A 22788-nucleotide genomic window follows, 5' to 3' on the forward strand; every position below is an offset into this window, starting at 1 on the left:
AGTCTTGCTTCATTCTTCAATCATGCGCCGCGCTCGCGCTCGCTTCCGTGCGCGAGCGCATGCGGCGTCAACGCGGCTCAGCTCTTCACGGCTCAGCTTTTCTTCTTGACGGGGCGGACGTAGCCGCCGCGCGTCACTTGGGTCTTTTCGTTGAGCACGAGCGTGCCTTCGGGCACATCCTTCCACACCGTCGTGCCGGCCGCGATCGTCACGCCGCGGCCCACCCGCACCGGTGCCACGAACTGCGTGTCCGAACCGACGAAGACGTCGTCCTCGATCACCGTGCGGTGCTTGTTCGCACCGTCGTAGTTGCAGGTGATCGTCCCCGCCCCGACGTTCACGCGCGCGCCGATGTCGGCATCGCCGATATACGTCAAATGGTTCGCCTTCGCGCCGTGGCCGAGGGTTGCGTTCTTCACCTCGACGAAATTGCCGACGTGCGCTTCCTCTCCGAGCACCGCGCCGGGCCGCAGCCGCGCGTACGGCCCCAGCACCGCGTTCGCGCCCACGTTCGCCCCTTCGATGTGCGTGAACGGCTCGATGCGCGTGCCGGCGCCGATCGTCGCGTCGCGCAGCACGCAGTTCGCGCCGACCGTCACGCCGTCCGCCAACGTCACGCTGCCTTCGAAAACGCAATTGACGTCGATCGACACGTCGCGACCGCACGTGAGTTCGCCGCGTACGTCCAACCGGGCGGGATCCATGAGCGTCACGCCCGCGCCGAGCAACACGTCGGCCAAATTGCGCTGGTGGATCCGCTCGAGTTCGGCCAGTTGCGCCTTGCTGTTGACGCCGAGCGTTTCCCATTCGTCGTCGGGCTGCGTCGTGACGACGTCGAAGCCCGCTTCGATCGCATGCTCGACCACGTCCGTCAGGTAATACTCGCCCTGTGCGTTGTCGTTTCTCAGTGCGCCAAGCCACATCGCCAGCTGCGCCGTCGGCGTCACGACGATGCCCGTGTTGATCTCGGCGATACGCAGCTGATCCGGCGTCGCGTCCTTCTGTTCGACGATGCGGGTCACGTAGCCGCCGGCGTCGCGCACGATGCGGCCATAGCCGGTCGGATCGTCGAGCGTGACCGTCAGAATGCCGTAGCGGCCTTCGACCGCCGCATCGGCCAAGCGCTTGAGCGTCGACGGCTTCGTGAGCGGCACGTCGCCGTAAAGCACGAGGGTCGGGAGAGCCGGATCGAGCAGCGGCAGCGCCTGTTGCACGGCGTGCCCCGTCCCGAGCTGCTCGGCCTGCAGCGCGAACGCGACATCCGGCGCGGCAACGGCCTCGCGAACGGCCTCCGCGCCATGGCCGACGACGACGACGATCCGCGCCGGGGCAAGCGACCGAGCGGTATCGATGACATGCGAGAGAAGCGGCCGGCCGGCCAACCGGTGGAGCACCTTGGGCAGCGCGGAACGCATGCGCTTGCCGGTGCCTGCAGCCAAAATGACGATGTTCATGGCATCGGCGAAAAATAGGAGTACAAAGTGCGCGATTTTAGCATGCAGCCTCTCATGCAAAAGCCGTGCGACGGGCGTCGCCAGCCCATGCTCCGTATGGCCGAACGCGGCGTGCGCGCCTTATAGTTCGTCGAACGGAACGAAGGAAATCGCCTGAGCGCCGCGTCCTTCGCCGCCGTCGCCCGCCGCCCCCGTGGCACACGGCTCGTCGTCGAACGCGATGTCGCCCAGCGGGTCGGCCTGCCCCGTCGCACGCAGCCCCGCGAACGGAAACAGCCCCGCATCCATCAGGTGCGACGGCACCACGTTCGACAACGCACTGAACATGTTGTCGACACGCCCCGGAAAACGCTTGTCCCAATCGCGGATCAGCGCCTTCATTTCCGCACGTTTGAGGTTGGGCTGGCTACCGCACAAATTGCAGGGAATGATCGGAAACGCACGCAATTGCGCGTATTTCTCGAGATCGACTTCCTTCACGTAGGCAAGCGGCCGAATCACGATGTTCTTGCCGTCGTCCGATTGCAGCTTCGGCGGCATTCCCTTGAGCTTGCCGCCGTAGAACATGTTCAGCAGCGTCGTTTGCAAGATGTCGTCGCGATGGTGGCCGAGCGCGATCTTCGTCGCGCCGAGTTCGCCGGCCACGCGATAGAGAATGCCGCGCCGCAGCCGCGAACAGAGCGAGCACGTCGTCTTGCCCTCGGGGACAAGACGCTTGACGATGCTGTAGGTGTCCTGGTTCTCGATATGGAACGGCACGCCCAGGCTCGTCAGGTATTCGGGCAGCACATGTTCGGGAAAACCGGGCTGCTTTTGGTCGAGGTTGACGGCGACGATGTCGAAATCGATCGGCGCGCGCTCGCGCAGACGCATGAGGATATCGAGCATCGCGTAGCTATCCTTGCCGCCCGACATGCAGACCATCACCTTGTCGCCGTCCTCGATCATGTTGAAGTCGCCGATCGCTTGACCGACGAGCCGAGCAAGCCGCTTGAACAGCTTGTTGTTCTCGTACGCTTCTTTTTGCTCGCGGCGCGTCAGCGCGGGACGCGAGAGCGCCTCACCGGGCGTGTCGTTCGACGGCGCTTGCGCAAGCCCTGCGGCGTGTTCGTCGGATGGCTCGGCCGTGCCCTCAGGCGTGATCCTCTCGGGCGCGTTCATGCGGATTCCTCTTTGATGCGAAATACTTCGACGCCCACGGCGTCGCAATCGGGATAGACGTCGGGCTTTTCCGTGGAGACGGATACGGCGCGCACGCGCGGATGCTCGAGCATCATCGCCGCGATGTCGTCGCACAACGTCTCTTGCAGATGGATATGACCCTTGCCGACGCGGCGCGCGATCGTCGCGCGCATGAAGTCGTAATCGACGACCTCGTGCAGCTTGTCCTCGGTCGGCGTCGTTTGCGCGAGCGGCACGAACAGTTCGACGTTGATGACGACACGCTGCTCCCCGCGCTTCTCGAACTCGTGCACGCCGATGTTGATGTAGACCTCGTAATTGCGCAGAAACAGCCTACGGCAGTCGGCGAGTCGGGGATGCAAGAGAGCGGCAACCATATTCGTTCCAATCAAAAAATGCGCTGCTCGAGCGCGACAGACCCATTGCGGCCGGGGCCGGGGCCGAAGCGCCTCAGCGCGTCAAAAACATCACGTCGCGCGGCAGCGGCACCAAGTGCTGTCCGCCGTCGACCACCAGCGTTGCGCCCGTCACGCCGCGCGCATCCGCCAAATAGCAGGCCGCCGCGACGATATCCTCGGGCGTCGAGGCGCGGCCGAGCGGCGTCACGCGATGCGCCTCCTCGAACTCGCCGGGGGTCTGGTCCGCCGACTGCAGCGTCAGCCCCGGCGCGATGCCGACGACACGAACTTTGGGCGCGAGGGCCTGCGCCAGCGTGACCGTCGCCGTTTGCAGCGCCGCTTTCGACAGCGTGTACGACAGATAGTCCGGATTCAAGTTGTACAGCTTCTGATCGAGCACGTTGATGACCACGCCGCGCAGCGTCTCGTCCTCGCGCGCGGCGTCGGGCGTCGCCTCGAACAGCGCTTTGGCCAGCACGAGCGGCGCGCCGACGTTCACCGCCATATGCGCGAGCAGCGTCTCGTAGCCGACGTCGCGCGCCGTATCCTCGACGAAGCGCGACGCGTTGTTGACGATGCAGGCGGGCCGGCCGAGCGCTTGCGTGCAAGCCGCGACGAGCCCCGCCACCTCGCATTCGACCGCCAGATCGGCGGCCAGCACGGCGGCGCGGCGGCCCAGCGCGCGAATCTGCGCGGCGAGCGAATCGGCATCGGCCCGCGCCGTGCCGTAATGGATGGCGACATCCCACCCCTTGGCCGCGAAGCCGAGCGCCAGCGCGCGCCCGATGCGCCGCGCCGCGCCCGTGACGAGTACGACGCGCGAGGGTGGCGCCGCGACGCCGGCGTCAGGGCGAGAATCGACGGAGACGGTCATTTACAATGCGGGAATGAATCAAAATGCTCACGAACCCGCTAGTTTACCCGTTCCGACCGCCGATGCGCTCGCCGCCAGTGCCGAACTGATCGCGCGGATCCGCGATGCGGTCGCAGCCGCCGGCGGCTGGCTGCCGTTCGATCGCTACATGGAGCTTGCTCTCTACACGCCCGGCCTCGGATATTACAGCGGCGGCGCGCGCAAATTCGGCCGCCGCGCCGAGGACGGCAGCGACTTCGTCACGGCCCCCGAGCTTTCACCGCTTTTCGCGCGGACGCTCGCCCGCGCGCTGGCTCAGGCACTCGATGCGAGCGGTACGCGCCAGCTGATGGAATTTGGCGCCGGCACGGGGCGGCTCGCGGCCGGCATCCTGTCGGCCCTCGATGCCCTCGGCACGCCGCTCGAGAGCTACACCATCGTCGATCTGTCCGGGGAGCTGCGCGAACGTCAGCGCGAAACGATCGAAACGCTGGGCGGCCCGCTGGCTTCGCGCGTACGCTGGCTCGATGCATTGCCCGAGCGGTTCGAGGGCGCGATCATCGGCAACGAGGTGCTCGATGCGATGCCGATCCAGCTATACGCGCGCACGGGCGGCGTTTGGCACGCACGCGGCGTCGGCATCGACGAGGCCGGCGCGCTGCGCTTCGAAACTCGTGCCCTCGATGCCCCCGGGATCTCGCTCTCGAAGGAAGACAGCGCCCTGCTCGCGCAACTCGACGCCGAGATTGACCCGCACGTCGACTACGTCGCCGAGGCGCACCCGGCCGGCGCGGCCTTCGTGCGCACCGTCTGCACGATGCTCGCGCGCGGCGCGGCGTTTTTCATCGATTACGGCTTTCCGCGCGGCGAGTACTACCACCCGCAGCGCACCGAAGGCACGTTGATGTGCCACTACCGGCACCGCGCGCATGGCGATCCGTTCCTTTATCCGGGGCTGCAGGACATCACGGCCCACGTCGAATTCACGCGCATCGCCGAAGCGGGCGTCGAAACGGGGGCGGATCTGCTCGGCTATACGTCGCAAGCTCGCTTCCTGATGAACGCCGGCATTACCGACGTCCTTTCCGAGATCGATCCGGCCGATGCGGCCCAGTTCCTGCCCGCGGCCAACGCTGTGCAGAAGCTGCTGTCCGAGGCCGAAATGGGCGAACTGTTCAAGGTGATCGCGTTCTCGCGCGCCATCGACGGGGCGCTCGACGCATTCGCGCGGGGGGACCGGACGCACACGCTGTGAACGGCTAAGCCCAGGGGAGCGGAGCGTCACTCGCCCCGCTTTTCCTTTTCATCGCCTAACGCGTCGGCCACCGCCTTCGCCCGTGCCCGATGCACAGCGTCCTTGATCTTCGCCGGATCGTTCGCGAACGCCTGCGCCACTGCGCCCGCATCGACGCCGCGCGCAGCCACCAGCGCCACGCGCAGCCGATCGGCCTGCGGATACTCGCGCGTCTCGAACCCAAGCCGCCCGCGCGCGTCGGCTTCGCAAGCCTGCAACGCCTCGGCGAAGCGTGCCGGCTTGCGCAGCGCATCGCAACGCTCGAACAGCCGCACGAGCGCCTGCGCGCCCATCTCCATCACACGATGAATATTGCCGTGCTCGCGCGCGACGAGCAGCGCCAAGTCGCGGCACTCGTTCGGCACGCGCAGGCGCTCGCACATCGGCCGCAGCAGATCGACGCTGCGCGTTTCGTGACCGATGTGGCGCGGCAAGATGTCGTCGGGCGTCGTGGCCTTGCCGAGATCGTGCGTCAAGGCGGCGAAACGCACGGTCAAGGCATAGCCGCGAGCCGCTGCGTAATCGACGACCATCATCACGTGCACGCCGGTATCGACTTCCGGGTGATAGTCGGCGCGCTGCGGCACACCGTACAGCGCATCGATCTCGGGCAGCACGCGCGCCAGCGCGCCGCATTCGCGCAGCGCCTCGAACATCCGCGACGGCTTGCGCTCCGAGAGCCCGCGCGAAATCTCCTGCCAGACGCGTTCGGGCACCAGGGCGTCGACTTCGCCCGCTTCGGTCATCGTCCGCATCAGCGAGAGCGTCTCGGGTGCCACCACGAAGTCGTGAAAGCGCGCCGCGAAACGCGCCACGCGCAAAATCCGCACCGGGTCCTCGACGAACGCCTCGCCGACGTGCCGAAAGCACCGGCCGCGCAAGTCGTCCTGCCCGCCGAACGGATCGATGACTGGGCCGACCAACTCGCCGTCGGGCCGCACTTCGCGCGCCATCGCGTTGATCGTCAGGTCGCGCCGGGCGAGATCCTCCTCGAGCGTGACGTCGGGCGCGTAGTAGAACTGAAACCCGTGATAGCCCGCCGCCGTCTTGCGCTCCGTGCGCGCGAGCGCGTATTCCTCGTGCGTCTGCGGGTGCAGGAACACGGGAAAATCCTTGCCGACGGGACGATAGCCCTGCGCGACCATCTGCTCGGGCGTCGCGCCGACGACGACGTAGTCGCGGTCGGATACCGGCACGCCAAGGAGCGCATCGCGAATCGCGCCGCCTACCGCGTAGATCTTCATGCGTCGTCGCCGAAGACGATGCCCATTCGTTTCATCATGATCCTGGGCCGCATCGACCAAGATGGGTCGTTTTTATCACCGATGATGAGTTTCATGCGCCACCGAAAGAAGCGTTTGAGAACAGCGTTGAAGTTTAATCGCGCGGGGCGTGAAAGCTTACGCGAAACGGCCATGGTGCCATGAGCACGCAATCGACGCTCGGCGCACCGCCGAGCCGAGCCGCATTGAACCACACCGCGCGGACCGGGCCGGAGCGGCCCCGGTTTCCTTCCGGCTCAACGTCCCGCCGTCGCGCGAAATGCGCTGAAGCGCGAACGCAGCGAAGCGTCGTTCAGATAGGTCGGCGCGATCGCGTCGATGGCGACGGGTTCGATGTTCAGCTCCTCGGCAAGCGGGCCGCTCATGACCGCGTCGAGCGACATCGAATCGAGGTTGTCGCGCGTGATGAGCGGTGCGCCCGGCAGCGTCTCGAACGTCATCGCCTGCATGTAGGCCAGTGCATCGGGCAGCCGCACGATGCGCGGATGGCGGCCGATCATCTCGCCGCACATGCGCACGAGCGATTCGAGCGTATAGACCGTGGGGCCGCCGAGTTCGTAAGTCCGCCCGGACGCCGCATCGAGATCGAGCGTCCCGACGATCGCCTTGACGACGTCGCCGACGTAGACGGGCTGGAACTTCGCGTCGGGCTTGGCGAGCGGCAGCACGGGAAAGAGGCGCGCCAGCGCCGCGAACGTGTTGAGGAAGCGGTCCTCGGGACCGAAGACGACCGAAGGCCGAAAGATCGTCGTCGCGAGCTGGGCCGCCGCGAGCGCGGCTTTTTCGCCGTCGCCTTTCGAGCGCAGATACATGCTCGGGCCGCTCGAATCGGCGTTGATCGCGCTCAGGTGAACGAGCCGGTGAACGCCCTTGCCTTCGCAGGCCGCGGCGATCTTCGACGGCAATTCGACGTGCAGCCGGGCGAATTCGGCTCCGTAGGGCCGGCCGCGCCCGCCGTGCAGCGTACCGATGAGATTGACGACGGCATCCGCGCCCTCGACGAACCGAGCGAGCGCAAGCGGATCGAACAGATCGAGTTCGATCACATCGAGCGGCAGCATGGTGAGGTGGCTCGCATGGCTGCGCTTGCGCGTGGCGATGCGCACGTTCTTGCCGGCCGCGACGAGCGCGTTGGCGAGATGCGTGCCGATGAAGCCGGAACCGCCGACCAGCGCAATGGATTGATGTCGCATTTTTCGACTCCCTGCGGGCGGCCGCCGCCACGGCACCGCCGGCATGCGGGCGCGCATCGCGCGCGCAGGCCGGCTCGCAGCGCCTCGCTTACTGCGTCTGAGGCAGGATGACGCCGAGGCGCTCCTTCAGCGACTGCGGGCGGCCTTCGAACAGCGCCGCGTAGTAGACCGTGTTCGACAGCACGTTCTTGACATAGTCGCGCGTCTCGTTGAACGGAATCGTCTCCGCAAAAATCGCGCCTTCGACCGGACGCTGCAGCGTCGCCTGCCATTGGCGCGGGCGGCCGGGCCCCGCGTTGTAGCCCGCCGTGGCCAGCACGGCCGAACCGTCGAATTGATTGTAGATCATCGACAGATACGTCGTGCCGAGCAAAATGTTCGTATTCATGTCGTTCATTTGCTCGGCCGAGAGCGGTCCGAGCCCGATCTTGCGCGCCACCATCCGGGCCGTGCCCGGCATCAGCTGCATCAGCCCGCCCGCGCCGACGTCCGACTGCGCGTTGATGATGAAGCGCGATTCCTGGCGAATCAGCCCATACGCCCATTCGACGTCGAGCCCCGTCGATTTCGCGTCGCGCTCCACGATATCGCGAAACGGCGCGAGGTAGCGCAGCGAAAAGTCATGCTCGGTCTGCGTCCGATCGGCCGTATTGACCGTGCGATCGTAGAGCTGAATCCGGCGTGCATACTCGGCGGCGGCCAGCAGTTGCCGATCGGTCATGCCGCGCAGCGGCCAGTTCCACTCGCGATTGCCCTCGAGGCGCAAGTTCAGCGCGTAGAAGCGGCGCGCGAGGTCGAAACCCGGGGTATGGCTCGCCGCTTCTACTTCGGCGTCGGTCACGGACGTCTTCGGCGGCACGGTGATCTTGCGGCCGAGTGCTTCGGTGGCAAGCTGCCCGTAGAAGTTGAAGCCCGAGGCGATGCGCTCGTATTCTTGCGTGGCGAGCGCCTTGTCTTCGGGATTGCCGCTCTGCTCGAGTGCGCGAGCGTGCCAGTAAATCCAAGCCGGCTCGCTGCGCAGCGCGCTCGGCATCTGCTCGATCGACCAGCGCACCATCGTCCAATCGCCGGCGAGCAGCGCACTGCGCGTGCGCCACTTGTAGGCCGGATACGATAGCGGCGCGTTCGACGAGAGCCGGTACCAATCCACGGCGCCCGGCACCTGGCGCACGGCCCCCTGATATCCGATCGTGCCCCATCCGATCGCACGCTCGGCCAGCGACAGCGACGGCGCGATCGTCGCGAACGTGGCCGCGGCCGTGACGACGTCGTTGCGCGCCATCGTCGTGACCGCGAGCAGCGCAAGCGCGTGCGAAGCCGAATCGGGCCCGACGCCGCGAGCGAGCAGGAGCGGCGGCGCGCTCGTCGCCTGATCGATGAGTTTCTGATCGGGACGCTGCGGGCCGAGCGCGTCGAACAGCCGGCTGCCGACGCCCGTGGCGTTTTGCTCGTAGGCCAGGCGAATCTGCTGCCAGACGTCGTCGTCGGTGAATTGATGGCTCGTGGCCAGGGCGGTGATGAGATCGACGCAGCCGTCGCCGTAATACTTCGGCTGAACGAGCAGCGCGCGCGCCGCTTCGGCGACGTTTTCGCCGCGGGCGGCGCGCGACTCGAGCGCGTAGCACTTCACTTGCGTGTCGTCGTTGAGCACGAAGCGCGGATACTGTTCGTCGAAATCGCGCCAGTCGTGGCGCGCACCCAACACCACGAGGTAATCGTTGCGCAGCCGGTCGGCGATCGCTTCGCCGTCATGGCGCTGCAAGAACGAAAGCACGGCCTGGTCCGGCGCGTCGAGGCGCGCATGGCCGCTGCCGTCGAAGAGCTGGGGCCGGAGCTGGTAGTACTCGAGGTACGACGGCGCCGGGTAGTTCGGAATCATCGCCGCGAGCTGCGCCGCGCGCACCGGGTCGTTGCCCAACGCAGCCTGACGCAGCTTCACGAAAATCTGGTCGTCCGTGGGTGCGGCGGTCGGACGCGAATGGCGTCCCGCGGAGGCCGTGCCGCAGGCGACGAGCGCAACGGCGGCGAGGGCGAGAGCGGCCGCGCGATATACTCGAACAAAGCGTTTTGACATCGTGGTTCGGGGAGCAAAAAATTGAGCGAAAGCATAGCACGCAACCCCTCGGCGGAATCGAAAGCCGAACTGCGAAAACGCTTGCTGCAAGCGCGTTGCGAGGCCGCAACAGCGGGCTTCGCCAACGCATCGCTCGCCGTCCATCTGCGCGAGGCGCTCGCGCGTCACGCACCCCACACCGTGGGATTTTATTGGCCGCTCACGGGCGAATTCGACGCACGCACGATCGTCGGGGAATGGCTCGCGCAAGATGCGCGGCGCCAGGCTGCGCTGCCGGTCGTTGCCATGAAGGGACACGCGCTTCGTTTTCACGCATGGACGCCGGATACGCCCATGCGCATCGGACACCATCGCATACCGGAACCGGAACAAACGCAGCCGGTGCTGCCCGATCTATTGCTCGTGCCCTGCGTGGGCTTCGACGGCGACGGCTATCGGCTCGGCTACGGCGGCGGCTATTACGACCGCACGCTGTCGTCATGGTCCGGCGCCGCCAAGCCGGTTACGATCGGAATCGCTTACGAAGCATGCCGAGCGGCATTGCCGCGCGAGGTGCACGACATACCGCTCGACGCGATCGTCACGGACGCCGGGTTGTTCGCCAGCCCGCAGATGCCCACATAAAGGCGAGGCGTAGCACGAAGCGTCATGTCTCACCGCGCGTGCGGCGCAGCACGGCGGGCGAAATCAACTCCAGTCTTAAAGCGATGCAGCGGCGCGCGCGGCCGTATCGTAGAGGCCCGATGCATTCCGCATGAGTTGAGCGGCCTCGCCGATCTGCTCGTTGGCAAGCCCGCTTTCCTTGAGCGCCGCGATGAGACAGCTTTCCCTCACCTCGCGATACTTGTTGCAGAGGTCTCGCCCGGCCGGCGTCGCGGAGAAGAAGACTTCCTTGCCGGTCTTTTCGCTTTTTACATACCCTCTACTCACGAGCTTCTTCAACGCATACGTGGCGACGTGCGTGTCCTCGATATTGAGCACGAAGCAGATATCGGCGAGCTTTTTCTTGCGTTCGCGGTGGCTGACGTGGTGCAGCAGCGACACTTCGATGGCCGTCATGTCCTTGGCCCCGGCCGCCGACATGCATCGCACCATCCAGCGGTTGAACGCGTTGCTCGCCATGATCAGGCCGTATTCGAATTCCGAGAGCTCGACGCTCGTCTCGGAGACGAGGTGTTCCGAAGATACGATCTTGGTCGGATGGCGCGACATAGCGGCGACTAGCAAGCTGATGATGAGAAGAAGGAGTGTGCGAAGTGTACGCTGCCCGCCCCTCGACTATCACTAGCGGAAACGCTTATGGGTAAAATATCGATAATTTATCGATAATGCGACCTGATCCAGGCCCCGCGTGCACTGAGATGACAGAACCTCGAATCTACCCGTTCGGCGATAGCGCGCTCGTGTGCGAGGCCCCGGCGCCGGCGACGCTCGCTTGTCAGGAGCGGATCTGGGCGCTCGCTCAGGCCTTGGGGGAATGGCCGAACGTGGTCGAAGTCGTGCCGGGCATGAACAACCTCACGGTCGTCTTCGATCCGCGGTCCGCCGACCTCGAAACGCTCGCGTCCGAGCTTTCGGTGGCGTGGAACCGGGCGGTCGGCGTACAGCCGTCCACGCGCGAGGTCGACATTCCCGTACGCTACGGCGGCGCGGACGGGCCCGATCTGCAAGCCGTGGCCGACTACACTGGGCTGAGCGTCGACGAAGTCGTCAAGCGTCACGCGAGCGCCGAATACATCGTATTCTTCGTCGGCTTCCAGCCGGGCTTCGCCTACCTCGGCGAGCTCGACGAATCGCTGCACATGCCGCGCCGCGCGGTACCGAGGCTCGAGGTGCCGGCCGGATCGGTCGGCATCGGCGGCGCGCAAACCGGAATTTATCCGGCCGCCTCGCCGGGCGGCTGGCAGTTGATCGGGCGCACGCCCTCCGTGCTCTTCGACCCCACGCGAGATGCGCCGACGTTGCTGCAGCCCGGCGACCGCGTACGCTTCACCGTCTTGGAGATCGTTCGATGATCGACGTACTGCGTGCCGGCGTGCTCTCTTCGGTGCAGGATCTCGGCCGCCCCGGGTACCGGCACCTGGGCGTAGCGAAGGCCGGCGCGCTCGACACGCTCGCGCTCGAAGTCGGCAACCGTCTCGTCGGCAATGCGCCGGAGGCGGCAGCGATCGAGGTGACCGTCGGCCCGACGGCGCTTCGCTTCGCCCAGGCCGCGCGCGTCGCGATCACGGGTGCGCAATTCAGCGCGACATTGGACGGCTCGCCCGTGCACACTTGGTGGAGCCTGCCGGTTCGTGCGGGTCAGGAATTGGTGCTGCTTGGGCCGACGCGCGGCATGCGCGGCTACATTTGTGTGCGAGGCGGCATCGACGTCGTGCCGGTGCTCGGCTCGCGCAGCACCGATCTGAGCGCCGCGTTCGGCGGGCTCGGCGGACGCAAGCTGCGCGACGGCGACCGGCTGCCGATCGGCTCGAACACCCGGCAGCAGGGAAAAGCGACGTCGGTCGATGCGCCGGCATTCGGCGTGAAGGCACCGGAATGGTGCCGTTTCGCCGAGGTGGCGCGCGGGCCGATGCGACGCGGCAAACATGCCGTCGGCGCCGAACGCGCGGCGGTGATCCGCGTGCTGCGCGGCCCCGAGTACGACACGTTCGGCGAGGCGGCGCGCACCGCGTTTTGGCTGGACGAATGGCGCGTGACGCCGAACAGCAATCGCATGGGCTATCGCCTGGAGGGCAGCCCGCTCGTCCGCGAGCAGGAAACCGAGCTGCTCTCGCACGCGGTGCTGCCCGGCACGATCCAGGTTCCGGGCAGCGGGCAGCCGATCGTGCTGATGGGCGATGCGCAGACGACGGGCGGCTATCCCCGCATCGGCGTCGTGATCGCCGCCGATCTATGGAAGCTCGCCCAGGTGCGGCTCGGCGCCGCTATTCGCTTTGTCCGTACGACGCGCGAGGAAGCGCGCTACGCGCTCGCCGAGGAACACGCGTATCTGCGGCAGATCGATGCCGCGATCGCCATGCATGAAGAGCGGATGCGACGTGTTTCGCGCGCCGCTTGAAGGTTTTGTAACGAGGAAGTCATGAATATCGATTTGAACGCCGATCTCGGCGAAGGTGGCGATGCCGATGAAGCGCTACTCGGTCTCGTCAGCTCGGCGAATATCGCCTGCGGCTGGCACGCCGGGGGCGCGAACGCGATGCGCGATTGCGTGCGGCTTGCCGCGCAGCGGAAGGTGGCGATCGGCGCCCACCCTAGCTTTCACGATCCGGCCAACTTCGGGCGCAAGGAAATGCATTTGCCGCCCGACGACATCTACGCCGGCATTCTTTATCAACTCGGTGCGCTGTCCGCGATCGCCCAGGCGGAGGGCGTGCGGGTCGTCCATTTGAAGCCGCACGGGGCGCTCTACAACCAAGCCGCGCGCGATCCCGCGATCGCCGAGGCCATCATCTCGGCCGTGCACGACTTCGATCCGTCGGTCGCGATATTCGGACTGGCGAACAGCCGTTTCATCGAGATGGCGCGCGAAGCAGGCCTCACCGCGGTCGAGGAGGGATTCGCCGATCGCGGCTACCGCACCGACGGCTCGCTCGTGCCGCGCAGCGAGCCCGGCGCGCTCATCGACGACGACGACGAAATGCTCGCGCACGTGCTCTCGATGGTGCGCGACAAGCGCGTGCGCACTGTCACCGGCGAGTGGGTGCCGCTCGACGTGCGCACGCTGTGCCTGCACGGCGACGGTCCGCACGCGCTCGCGTTCGCGCAGAAGCTGCGCCGGACGCTCGAGGAAAACGGTGTCGAGGTGCAGGCGGCTTCGGGCTTGTCGCACTGACCGGATTCAACTCGCAGTCCAAGCAGGGCAAGCGGCCGATAGAGCCGTGTCAAAAAAAGGCGATGAATATTAGATAAACGCATCGCCTGCGTTTGCCGCGACGTGCGTGCAGGCAATACAAAAAGAAGTGGCGCGAAGCGATGTTATCGACGTTCGTGTAATGGAGACAAACCAATGCAGACCAATCTATGGCCGTTACTGGGAGTGGCCGTCATCATCGTCGGCTTCCTCCTGCGCTTCAATCCGATGTTGATCGTCGCCGTGGCGGCGGTCGTCACCCCGCTTTGCGCGCATTTCCCGCCGGACAAAATTCTCGCCGCCATCGGCACCGGCTTTCTGAAGACCCGCAATATCCCGCTGATTATCTTGTTGCCGCTTGCCGTTATCGGCCTGCTCGAACGGCACGGCCTCAGGGAGCGCGCGCAGATGTGGATCTCGAGCATCAAAGCGGCCACGGCCGGGCGTCTCCTGATCGTCTACCTGCTCGTGCGGGAGCTGACCGCGGCAGTCGGCCTGACGGGTCTCGGCGGCCATCCGCAGATGGTGCGGCCGCTGCTCGCGCCGATGGCCGAAGGCGCGACCGAAACGCGCTACGGCAAGATCTCCGACGCCGTGCGCTATCGGTTGCGCGCTTATTCCGCCGCGACCGACAACGTCGGCCTGTTCTTCGGCGAGGATATCTTCGTCGCGTTCGGTGCCATCGTGCTGATGGTTACGTTCTTGAAAGAGGCCGGCATCTCCGTCGCGCCGATGCATGTGGCTGTCTGGGGCATGCCGACCGCGCTGGCCGCGTTCATCATCCACAGCGTGCGGCTGTATCTGCTCGACCGGCGTCTTGCCAAGGAACTCGGGCACGGGGCGCAAGCCTCGTCTGCCGTTGACGGAAGCAGCGCGCCGCGCGTGGGCGGCGTATCCGCGCAATCGTCGGCCAACGCCGCGGGAGAGTGAACATGACGCTTTTACTCACCCATCTCTTTTGGCTCGTCGGGGCCCTGCTCCTCATCGTCGGCGTCATGATCGTCACCGATAAGCAGCATCCGCGCCGCTTCGCGGCCGGGGGCTTTTGGATCATCTACGCGGTGATCTTCCTCGTCGGCGATGCGCTGCCGGCGGAGCTGGTCGGCGTGCTCGTCATCGCAATGGCGGTCATCGCGGGCTTCGGTGGCGTGCTCGGCGCCAAACCGAACATGCCGAGCGACGAGACGCGCAACGCGAGCGCCAAGCGGCTCGGCAACCTGCTTTTCGTTCCGGCACTGACGATCCCCGCCGTGACGGTGATCGTGACGCTGTTGGCCGGGAAGCTCGTCGTGGGCGGGGTACCGCTCATCGATCCGAAGAACGCGACGCTCGTCGGCTTCGGCATCGGCTGCGTCGTCGCGCTGGCCGTGGCCTGCTTCGTCACGCGCGACTCGGTGGGGCAATCGGCCAAGGAGGCGCGGCGCCTGATCGATGCGCTGTCTTGGGCTGCGGTGCTGCCGCAGATGCTGGGGATGCTCGGGCTCGTGTTCGCCGATGCGGGTGTCGGCAAGGCGGTCGCGCACGTGGCGACCGACTATGTGAACCTCGATTACCGGTTCGTGGCGGTGGCGGTCTATTGCGTCGGCATGGCCCTGTTCACGATGGTGATGGGCAACGGCTTTGCGGCTTTTCCGGTGATGACGGGCGGTATCGGCGTGCCGATCCTCGTGAACGTGTTTCACGGCAATCCGGCCGTGATGGTTGCGATCGGGATGTTCTCGGGCTACTGCGGCACGTTGATGACGCCGATGGCGGCGAACTACAACATCGTGCCGGCGGCGTTGCTGGAATTGCCGGACAAGAACGCCGTCATCAAGGTGCAAGCGCCGACCGGTATTGTCCTGCTGATCGTGAACATCGTGCTGCTGAATATGTTTATGTTTCGGTGAGGGGATGTGCTGCGGCCCGTCAGGGCCGCTTGCGCTGCCCCAGATAAAACACGAGTGTAGCCAAAGCGCTGCATGCAGCCATAACAAGCATCAAGGCACGCGTCGGGGTATCCGGTAGAACGTGAGTGACGATCGCGCCGCTGGCTACGCCAATACCGAACAACAATGATCCTAATAGCGCCGCTGCCGAACCCGCGGAATCCGTATGCCTTGCAAGGGCAATCGCCGCAGAATTCGGTGCGACGAACCCGATTGTCGACAAATAGACGAAGACAGCAGCAAACAATACTGAGGCTGGCGGCTTTTCCGCGAAGCCTGCGAGGAACATCAGCGATGCAACCGATGTCCAGAGCCCCCATCTGACGATGCTTTGCAGGTCAACCCGCCGAATCAGCCAAGCATTGATCTGGGCTGCGACCACCATTCCAAGTGAATTGGCCGCGATCATGATGCCGAACCTGCCGGAAGATAACCCGTACTCATCGAGGAAAACGATCGCCGACATCGCGATATAAGCGTACATGCCGCCCTGCAAAAACCCGCTGGACAAGGCGCAAGCGACAAACTGGCGATCGCGAAATATTTCGCGCCAATGATGCGGCCCGGGTGAGCGCGTGTCCAAGTCGCGTCGGCTACGGTCCAGCGTCTCCGGTAAAGCTCTACAGACAGCGAACAGGATGACCCCGAACGAACCCATCGAAGCGAATATCACGCGCCAACCGCCCATATGAAGCAAGGTGGCCCCAAGCAGCGGCGCCATCAGTGGAGCAACGCTCGCTATCAGCATTAGTGCGGAAAACGCGCGTGCCGCATCGCGCGTGTCCGTACGATCGCGAATCATCGCCCTTGTCAGCACCATCCCGACACTTCCGCCAATCCCTTGCAGAAACCGCAAGGCGACAAACCAATCGACTCGCCCCACGCACGCACATGCAAACGACGACACGCTATAGATCAGCAATCCCACGTAGAGCGGCGGCTTCCTGCCGTATCGATCACTCGCGAACCCATGAGCCAATTGCCCGATGAGTACCCCAGCGAGGTAACTCGGGACCGACAGTGCAATCTCATTTGCGCCCACGCCAAACGCGACGGCCATATGGGCCGCCGCGGGCAAATACATGTCGATGGACACCGGCCCAATGGCGCAAAGGGCGCCGAGAGATGCAAACCAGACCTTGTGCTTCACGCGCTTACTTGAAGCGAGCGCCGGTTGCGGCTTGTACCGCACTCATACATTTTTGCCTCAGCGCTCCACCGCTCATTACATCCATCGGCGCGACATGATCCCAATTGCCGAGAGCATCCTCGCCGCTAACCAGCCACGTATAGGCAGGCCTCACAGCCGGGACGACCTGAGGCGCCACGTAGCGCGTCACGAGGCCAATACGGGCCAAATCGCTGTCATTCGGTCCTGATGCATGAAACAACAGCGGATGATGCACCGAAAATTCGCCCGCATTCAGGTTAACCTGTGCAGCCCTGCTCTCATCAACCGCGCCACGCACATGCTGCGCCCGAGTCAGCATGTTATTGGGATTGGGTTGCTCCGTATGTTCGACGAGCAAGGAGTGGCTACCCGGCAGAACCCGCATTCCCCCGTTAGCCGCGTTCGCGTCGGTCAGCGCAAGCCAGACCGTCACCATCGGAATTGCGGGCAAGTCGTTATATCGGTGCTGCCAGTAGTAGAGATCCTGGTGCCAGGAAAAAAATCCGTTCGTCTGCGGCGGCTTGACATTGAACTCACTGACCCATACGAGCATGTCTGGACCTATCAGAGCACGTACGACTTTCAGCACGGCCGGGTGTGCGACGAGTTGCGCGACCCACGGATGCAAAAGATGCCCGAATACTCTCTGCTCCCTTTTCGGCAAAACCTGACCGCGATCACATATGGACCGATAGTTGTCCTGGGTTTCCCTAACCTCGCGCATAGACAGTCCCGGCAGAGGATAGACGGCTCCCGCGTCTCGATAGGTCCTTAACAAGTAATCGGCGTTCAATTCCGCACCTCGTCAACACACAGCGTGTGAATTTCACTGGCGCGAATTGCCGTCGTATGATGCGCCGCCACCTTCTGCGCGGCTCTCTCTGTGATCACGGACCAACACTTGTCGCTGCTGCTAAAGGATCGTTGAACGGCTGCGCAATCCTCCATTGCGTGAAAAATATCGGTCCCGAGATAATGCTCGTTTTCATGGAACCCTAGCGCCGCGAGCCGGAGGCCCAGCGATGATCGATCTGCGACGATCAAACATCCGGCCGCCATTCCTTCAAATACTTTGGCCACCAGGTAGTTGAATATCGAGCCGCATACGAGCATCGCCGGATGACGGCGCAACAGCGACGCGTATCGCTCCCCGCCAACGGCCGCCAGTGCCTTGGTGTCAGCCCGCATTTGATTTGCCTTGTCGCCCGGATAGCCTGGGTAGCCCGGGTGATCGACAACGTGGCAAACCTCGGGCGAGAGCTTCGCGGCGCAAAATTGACGGAAGGGATAGGGCCACGCCCGCGAGCCCGATAGCAATATGCGATCGGAGGCAGGCGCAAATATGGGCGTGAAGTAGGATGCCGCCGCATGAGGCACCCATTTGATATTTCGTTTCGTCTCCGGAAACCAATCGACGAGCTTTTCCGGATAAGTGGCCAAAATTAAGTCTGCCCAATCAAACGCGCGCTGCCGCTGTGCGCGCCGATGAGCGCTGAAATAGTGGACGTCATCGCAAAATACGATACGACGAACGCCGTGGGGCAGCGCAGCGAACGGCTCTGCGTGTCGCTCCAAAAGCTCATAGCACTCCCAAAGCAGCACGACACGTGCTCGATGAATGGACTCCAGTAGTTGCTCCTCTTCTACTGCACCCACAACCATCAACTTCCATCCGAGTGCCACCAAATTCCGATGGATTTCATGGAATTCCCTGGAAATATAGGTATCCCAGCCCATGGGAACACAGAGCACGAGATCACCCGTTGCTACATCGTCACTTGATTCCATCACGTCGACCAATAGTTTTTCCGGCGGTAATGAACAGCGACGATCGAAAAATGCCTGCGGAAAATCGCCGCCACAATCAGGCGATCAGCGGGACAAAGGCTGACCGCGCGCCGGTCGAACTATAGGCATGTGCGAAGCACAAGCGGCTGGACCTTGGAAATTTCGGACGAGTTGAAGTGCAGACCGGCTGCCAATGCGCCGGCATCGACGCAGCCCAAGCGAGCGATCGGCAGGCGGCGAGATGCCGATCACCCGGGCTCGACCGTAAACCCGCGCTGACGCAGGAGCGCGAGCACCCCTTTCGGCCCACCCAAATGCAGTGCCCCGATCGCGACGAAAATCGGACGATTGGGCGCGGCGATCGCGTTCATCCGCACCGCGAAGCGCCGGTTGCGCTCATAGACGATGCGGTTGTCGAGCGCTTGCGCGACAGCGAGCGTGCGCGCGAGCCGCTCCGACTTCGCCGACGCCCAAGCCGCGATCGCGTCGGCATCGCCGATCCGCCACAGCCGATGCAGCGTCTTCACGTCGTCCATGTTCTGCGTCGGCGTCTGCGCGATGTCCTGCGCCAGCATCTCGCGCTGCTCGGCCAGCGTCAGATTCGTGAACGCCCGCATCTGCTCGGCCAGCGTCTCCAGCCCGACGATCTTGCCCTTGGTCGGCAAAAAGACGTTTTCGAGCTGCGCCTCGGTGCCGTATTCGGTTTGCAGGCCCGCGGCCAGCGAATCGTAAGTTTCGACGAGCAGCGCGGCCAGCCAAGGCCGTGTCTTCTTGATTTCCTCGAGCGCAGCCGGATTGCCGCGCAAGCGAAACGCGAGCTTGTGCATGATCGCCTCGGGCAGCAAGCGCGGCAGGCAGGCATAGGAACAGACGCCGTACTTCGAGACGTCGTCTTGCGAACGCAGCAGATCGTCGGGCGAAATCTCGAGCGCAAGCGTAGGCGACGCCCTCAGCGCAGCCATGATCGGCGGCCGAAATGGCTGATTCTGGGGGTAATCGTAGGGATCGCCGACGTGCAGCGTCCCAAGCAGGTAGATCGTCGTCGTGCCTTTCGTGGCGACGTAAAACGGCATATGAGCCGGCTCGGCCCGCACATGGCCGCTCGCGGTGGTCCCGCCGAAGCCGGGCGGCGGCCCATGAAAACCGGGAATCGCCGCGCTCGGCGAAGGCGCCGCTTGCGCGACGGGTGCGGCGGCAGGCCCCGCGAAAGCCGGAGAAATCGGCCCGCCGGAGCGCGGATCGAGCGCCAGCGTGAAGAGAAACGTGAGCACGAGCACCTGCAACCGTCGCAGGCAGGCCCGTGCCCGCCGCGCGAGGACGGCCCCGAAGGCGTCCTCGCGCGAGCGGCGCGCACGGTTACGCGCCGCTCGCGCTTCAGCCATCCGCGTCCCCCACCTCTTCGGCGCGGTGACACGACACGAGGCGGCCGTCGACTTCGCGCAGCTTCGGCTCCTCCGCCCGGCACCGGTCGATCGCGTACGGGCAGCGCTGATGGAACGTACAGCCCGAAGGCGGATTGAGCGGCGACGGCATTTCGCCTTCCAGCTTGATCTGCGTGCGCCGGTCGGCCTCGAAGATGGCCGGCGTGGCCGACATCAGCGAACGCGTGTACGGATGGCGCGGCTTGGCGAAGATCGTCTTTTTCTCGCCCAACTCCGCCACGCCGCCGAAGTACATGACCATCACGTCGTCGGCAATGTGCTCGACGACGGACAGGTTGTGCGAAATGAAGACGTAGCTCGTCTTGAACTGCTCTTGCAGGTCCATAAACAGATTCAGGATCTGCGCCTGGATGGAAACGTCGAGCGCCGAAACGGGCTCGTCGGCCACCACGATACGCGGATCCAGAATCATCGCACGAGCGATGGCAATCCGCTGCCTTTGTCCGCCGGAAAACATGTGCGGATAGCGTTTTGCGTGTTCCGGACGCAACCCGACCGTGCGCATCATCTGCGCCACGCGGCCCGCGCGCTCCGTCGCGCTCATTTGAGCGTTGATGACGAGCGGCTCGGAAAGCGTCTGCTCGACCGTCTTGCGCGGATTGAGCGAGGCGAACGGGTTCTGGAACACCATTTGCACGCGGCGGCGCAGTTGGGCCAGCTTCTCCTTGTCGGCCCCCGCCACGTCCTCGCCTTCGACGAGCAGCCGTCCCGACGTGGGCGGCTCGATCATCGTCAGCTGCCGGGCGAGCGTCGACTTGCCGCAGCCCGACTCGCCGACGACGGCCAGCGTCTTGCCGCGCACGAGCGAAAACGACACCCCGTTCAGCGCCTTGACCGTCGCCTGGCCGAACATGCCGCGCCTGACGGGGTAATGCTTCGCGAGCCCATCCGCGACCAGCACGAGGTTATCGTCATGCCGCGGCGCGCGCGTCACTTCCGGGACTGCGTTCATCGGGCGCCTCCGTGCTGGGTCGTGTTCGAGCGCATGGCTTCGAGGTTCAAAGGTTTGATGCAGCGCACACCTGCGAGCGCATTGTGCGGATCGACCGCATCCAACGCCGGCCGGCCCTTGCGGCAGTCGTCCACCGCGTATTTGCAGCGCGGGGCGAACAGGCACCCGCTCGGGCGGTCGTCACGGCCCGGCACCATCCCGGGCAGCGCCGAGAGCCGCTTGGCACCGCGATTGTGCTCGGGAATGGCCGCGAGCAGCGCTTCCGTGTACGGATGATGCGGCTGCGCGAAGATGTCGGGCACCCGATTCGTCTCGATGACTTCGCCCGCATACATGACCGCCACGCGCTGAGCCACTTGGGAGACCACGGCCAGATCGTGCGAGATCAGCACGAGCGCCATGCCGCGCTCCTTCTGCAGCTTGACGAGCAGATCCATGATCTGCGCCTGGATCGTCACGTCCAGCGCGGTCGTCGGTTCGTCGGCGATCAACAGCTTCGGGTTGCAGGCCACGGCCATCGCGATCATCACGCGCTGATTCATGCCGCCCGAAAGCTGATGCGGAAATGCCGTGATCCGGCCTTTGGCGTCGGGAATGCCCACCTGATCGAGCAACTCGAGCGCGCGCCGATCGAGCGCCGCGCCGCGCAGCCCCTCGTGCAGCTTCAGCACTTCCTTGATCTGATAGCCGACGGTGTAGCTCGGATTGAGGCTCGTCAGCGCATCCTGGAACACCATCGCGATGTCCTTGCCGACGATCTTTCGGCGCGCTTTCGCCGAGGCTTTCAGCAGATCCTTGCCGTCGAACGTGACTTCGTCGGCGGTGACGACGCCTGGCGCGTCGATGAGGCCCATCAGCGCCATCATCGTCACGCTCTTGCCCGAGCCCGATTCGCCGACGACGCCCACGACCTCGCCGGGGGCAACGGTGAGGCTCATGCCGTCGACGGCCGGTGCGCCGCCGAATGTGACAGCCAGATTACGGATGGTCAGAAGATTGTTCATGATTAAGCCAACCGTTTCAGTTTCGGATCGAGCGCGTCGCGCAGCCCGTCGCCGAGCAGATTGATCGCGAGCACCGAAATGAGAATCGCCATGCCGGGCATCGTCACGATCCACCAGGCGTTGTCGATATAGTCGCGCGCCGATGCGAGCATCGCGCCCCACTCGGCCGTCGGCGGTTGCACGCCGAGCCCGAGGAAGCCGAGCGCGGCCGCGTCGAGAATCGCCGACGAAAACCCGAGCGTCGCCTGCACGATCAGCGGTGCCGTGCAGTTGGGCAGCACCTGCGAGAACATGAGCCGCGGCGTGCCGGCACCGGCCACGCGCGAGGCGGTCACGTACTCCTTCTGCAGTTCGCCCTGCGCCGATGCCCGCGTCAAGCGCACGTAGCCGGGCAGCGCGACGATCGCGATCGCGAACATCGTGTTGGTCAGCCCCGGGCCGATGATCGCGACGACGGCCACCGCCAGCAGCAGCGACGGCAGCGCGAGCAGCACGTCCATCGCGCGCATGATCGGCGTATCGGCCCAGCCGAAGAACGCCGCGCAAAGGCCGAGCACGATGCCCGGAAGCAGCGCCAGCACGACCGACACGAAGCCGATCCAGAACGACATGCGCGCACCGTACATCAGGCGGGACAAGATGTCGCGGCCCGCTTCGTCGGTGCCGAGCACGAACTTCCAGTTGCCGCCGTCGAGCCAGGCCGGCGGAATCTTGACGTAGTCGCGGTACTGCGCGATCGGGCTATGCGGGGCGATCAGCGGGGCGAAAATCGCGACGAAAACCAGCACGAGCACGACGATGCCGGCCGCCACCGCGCCGCGATTGCGCGAAAAGTTGCTCCAGAACTCGCGCAGCGCGAGTGCGCGTCCACTGGGCGGCGTGACGCTTTGAGGAACCGTGTTTTGAATGTCTGCCATGA

At 64.9% G+C, this 22788-nt stretch carries 23 protein-coding genes; 7 read left to right on the plus strand and 16 right to left on the minus strand.

Annotated elements, in window-relative coordinates:
- Positions 1-92: 92 nt before the first annotated feature.
- The 4 genes from glmU to DWV00_RS06550 all read right to left on the minus strand — a co-directional run bounded on the left by glmU (position 93) and on the right by DWV00_RS06550 (position 3908).
- Positions 93-1454 carry a bifunctional UDP-N-acetylglucosamine diphosphorylase/glucosamine-1-phosphate N-acetyltransferase GlmU gene (gene glmU, locus DWV00_RS06535; RefSeq protein ID WP_115532706.1) on the minus strand — a complete coding sequence of 454 codons (1362 nt, stop codon included), beginning with the start codon at positions 1452-1454 and terminating at the stop codon, positions 93-95.
- Positions 1455-1574: 120 nt separating this feature from the next.
- Positions 1575-2615 carry a tRNA 2-thiocytidine(32) synthetase TtcA gene (gene ttcA / locus DWV00_RS06540; RefSeq protein WP_245964742.1) on the minus strand — a complete coding sequence of 347 codons (1041 nt, stop codon included), beginning with the start codon at positions 2613-2615 and terminating at the stop codon, positions 1575-1577.
- Positions 2612-3013 (minus strand): dihydroneopterin aldolase, encoded by a 402-nt coding sequence (locus DWV00_RS06545; protein ID WP_115532708.1) that lies wholly within the window; start codon positions 3011-3013, stop codon positions 2612-2614. The genes ttcA and DWV00_RS06545 overlap by 4 nt, the downstream gene beginning before the upstream one ends.
- Positions 3014-3086: 73 nt before the next feature.
- Positions 3087-3908: an SDR family oxidoreductase gene (locus tag DWV00_RS06550; protein WP_115532709.1), complete on the minus strand. Its 822-nt coding sequence runs from the start codon at positions 3906-3908 to the stop codon at positions 3087-3089.
- 13 nt (positions 3909-3921) lie between these two features.
- On the opposite strand from DWV00_RS06550, the gene DWV00_RS06555 reads away from it, so the two are divergent.
- Positions 3922-5142, plus strand: coding sequence for a class I SAM-dependent methyltransferase (locus DWV00_RS06555; protein ID WP_115532710.1), 1221 nt, complete (start codon positions 3922-3924; stop codon positions 5140-5142).
- Positions 5143-5168: 26 nt separating this feature from the next.
- On the opposite strand, the gene DWV00_RS06560 is transcribed toward DWV00_RS06555, so the two are convergent.
- From DWV00_RS06560 to DWV00_RS06570, 4 genes are all read right to left on the minus strand, one after another.
- On the minus strand, positions 5169-6425 hold the full coding sequence (locus DWV00_RS06560) for a multifunctional CCA addition/repair protein (protein ID WP_115532711.1): 1257 nt from the start codon (positions 6423-6425) through the stop codon (positions 5169-5171).
- Complete coding sequence (locus tag DWV00_RS35180) at positions 6422-6520, minus strand: thioredoxin domain-containing protein (protein WP_484419725.1); 99 nt, start codon at positions 6518-6520, stop codon at positions 6422-6424. The genes DWV00_RS06560 and DWV00_RS35180 overlap by 4 nt, the downstream gene beginning before the upstream one ends.
- Before the next feature lie 180 nt (positions 6521-6700).
- Positions 6701-7657 carry a complex I NDUFA9 subunit family protein gene (locus DWV00_RS06565; RefSeq protein ID WP_115532712.1) on the minus strand — a complete coding sequence of 319 codons (957 nt, stop codon included), beginning with the start codon at positions 7655-7657 and terminating at the stop codon, positions 6701-6703.
- Between the two features lie 88 nt (positions 7658-7745).
- Positions 7746-9731 carry a lytic transglycosylase domain-containing protein gene (locus DWV00_RS06570; RefSeq protein ID WP_115532713.1) on the minus strand — a complete coding sequence of 662 codons (1986 nt, stop codon included), beginning with the start codon at positions 9729-9731 and terminating at the stop codon, positions 7746-7748.
- 21 nt (positions 9732-9752) lie between these two features.
- On the opposite strand from DWV00_RS06570, the gene DWV00_RS06575 reads away from it, so the two are divergent.
- Complete coding sequence (locus tag DWV00_RS06575) at positions 9753-10355, plus strand: 5-formyltetrahydrofolate cyclo-ligase (RefSeq protein ID WP_115532714.1); 603 nt, start codon at positions 9753-9755, stop codon at positions 10353-10355.
- Positions 10356-10430: 75 nt separating this feature from the next.
- Here the strand turns inward: DWV00_RS06575 and DWV00_RS06580 are convergent, their stop codons facing one another.
- Positions 10431-10943, minus strand: coding sequence for a winged helix DNA-binding protein (locus DWV00_RS06580; protein WP_115532715.1), 513 nt, complete (start codon positions 10941-10943; stop codon positions 10431-10433).
- A gap of 149 nt (positions 10944-11092) precedes the next feature.
- On the opposite strand from DWV00_RS06580, the gene pxpB reads away from it, so the two are divergent.
- From pxpB to DWV00_RS06605, 5 genes are all read left to right on the plus strand, one after another.
- Complete coding sequence (gene pxpB, locus DWV00_RS06585; RefSeq protein ID WP_115532716.1) at positions 11093-11746, plus strand: 5-oxoprolinase subunit PxpB; 654 nt, start codon at positions 11093-11095, stop codon at positions 11744-11746.
- A complete protein-coding gene (locus DWV00_RS06590) occupies positions 11743-12792 on the plus strand; it encodes a 5-oxoprolinase subunit C family protein (protein WP_115532717.1) in 1050 nt (349 codons plus the stop codon). The genes pxpB and DWV00_RS06590 overlap by 4 nt, the downstream gene beginning before the upstream one ends.
- Before the next feature lie 21 nt (positions 12793-12813).
- Positions 12814-13566, plus strand: a complete 753-nt coding sequence (pxpA, locus tag DWV00_RS06595) for a 5-oxoprolinase subunit PxpA (protein WP_115532718.1) — start codon at positions 12814-12816, stop codon at positions 13564-13566.
- 174 nt (positions 13567-13740) lie between these two features.
- On the plus strand, positions 13741-14514 hold the full coding sequence (locus DWV00_RS06600; protein ID WP_115532719.1) for a DUF969 domain-containing protein: 774 nt from the start codon (positions 13741-13743) through the stop codon (positions 14512-14514).
- 2 nt (positions 14515-14516) lie between these two features.
- Positions 14517-15473, plus strand: a complete 957-nt coding sequence (locus DWV00_RS06605) for a DUF979 domain-containing protein (RefSeq protein ID WP_115532720.1) — start codon at positions 14517-14519, stop codon at positions 15471-15473.
- Between the two features lie 19 nt (positions 15474-15492).
- Here the strand turns inward: DWV00_RS06605 and DWV00_RS06610 are convergent, their stop codons facing one another.
- The 7 genes from DWV00_RS06610 to DWV00_RS06640 all read right to left on the minus strand — a co-directional run bounded on the left by DWV00_RS06610 (position 15493) and on the right by DWV00_RS06640 (position 22786).
- Complete coding sequence (locus tag DWV00_RS06610) at positions 15493-16662, minus strand: multidrug effflux MFS transporter (RefSeq protein WP_147297848.1); 1170 nt, start codon at positions 16660-16662, stop codon at positions 15493-15495.
- A 4-nt stretch (positions 16663-16666) separates the two neighbouring features.
- On the minus strand, positions 16667-17476 hold the full coding sequence (locus tag DWV00_RS06615) for a phytanoyl-CoA dioxygenase family protein (RefSeq protein ID WP_147297849.1): 810 nt from the start codon (positions 17474-17476) through the stop codon (positions 16667-16669).
- Entirely contained in the window at positions 17473-18474 is a 1002-nt protein-coding gene (locus tag DWV00_RS06620; protein WP_245964757.1) for a glycosyltransferase family protein, read from the minus strand. Before DWV00_RS06620 ends, DWV00_RS06615 begins: the two co-directional genes overlap by 4 nt.
- A 245-nt stretch (positions 18475-18719) precedes the next feature.
- The gene (locus DWV00_RS06625; protein WP_115532724.1) at positions 18720-19853 is read right to left on the minus strand and encodes a TraB/GumN family protein; all 1134 of its coding nucleotides are present in this window, start codon (positions 19851-19853) and stop codon (positions 18720-18722) included.
- A complete protein-coding gene (locus DWV00_RS06630; protein ID WP_115532725.1) occupies positions 19846-20865 on the minus strand; it encodes a peptide ABC transporter ATP-binding protein in 1020 nt (339 codons plus the stop codon). Before DWV00_RS06630 ends, DWV00_RS06625 begins: the two co-directional genes overlap by 8 nt.
- Entirely contained in the window at positions 20862-21872 is a 1011-nt protein-coding gene (locus tag DWV00_RS06635) for an ABC transporter ATP-binding protein (protein ID WP_115532863.1), read from the minus strand. Before DWV00_RS06635 ends, DWV00_RS06630 begins: the two co-directional genes overlap by 4 nt.
- Complete coding sequence (locus DWV00_RS06640) at positions 21872-22786, minus strand: ABC transporter permease subunit (RefSeq protein ID WP_115532726.1); 915 nt, start codon at positions 22784-22786, stop codon at positions 21872-21874. Before DWV00_RS06640 ends, DWV00_RS06635 begins: the two co-directional genes overlap by 1 nt.
- Positions 22787-22788: the final 2 nt, after the last annotated feature.

Origin of the sequence: Trinickia dinghuensis, assembly GCF_003367175.1 — a bacterium.
GTDB classification, from domain to species: Bacteria; Pseudomonadota; Gammaproteobacteria; order Burkholderiales; family Burkholderiaceae; genus Trinickia; species Trinickia dinghuensis.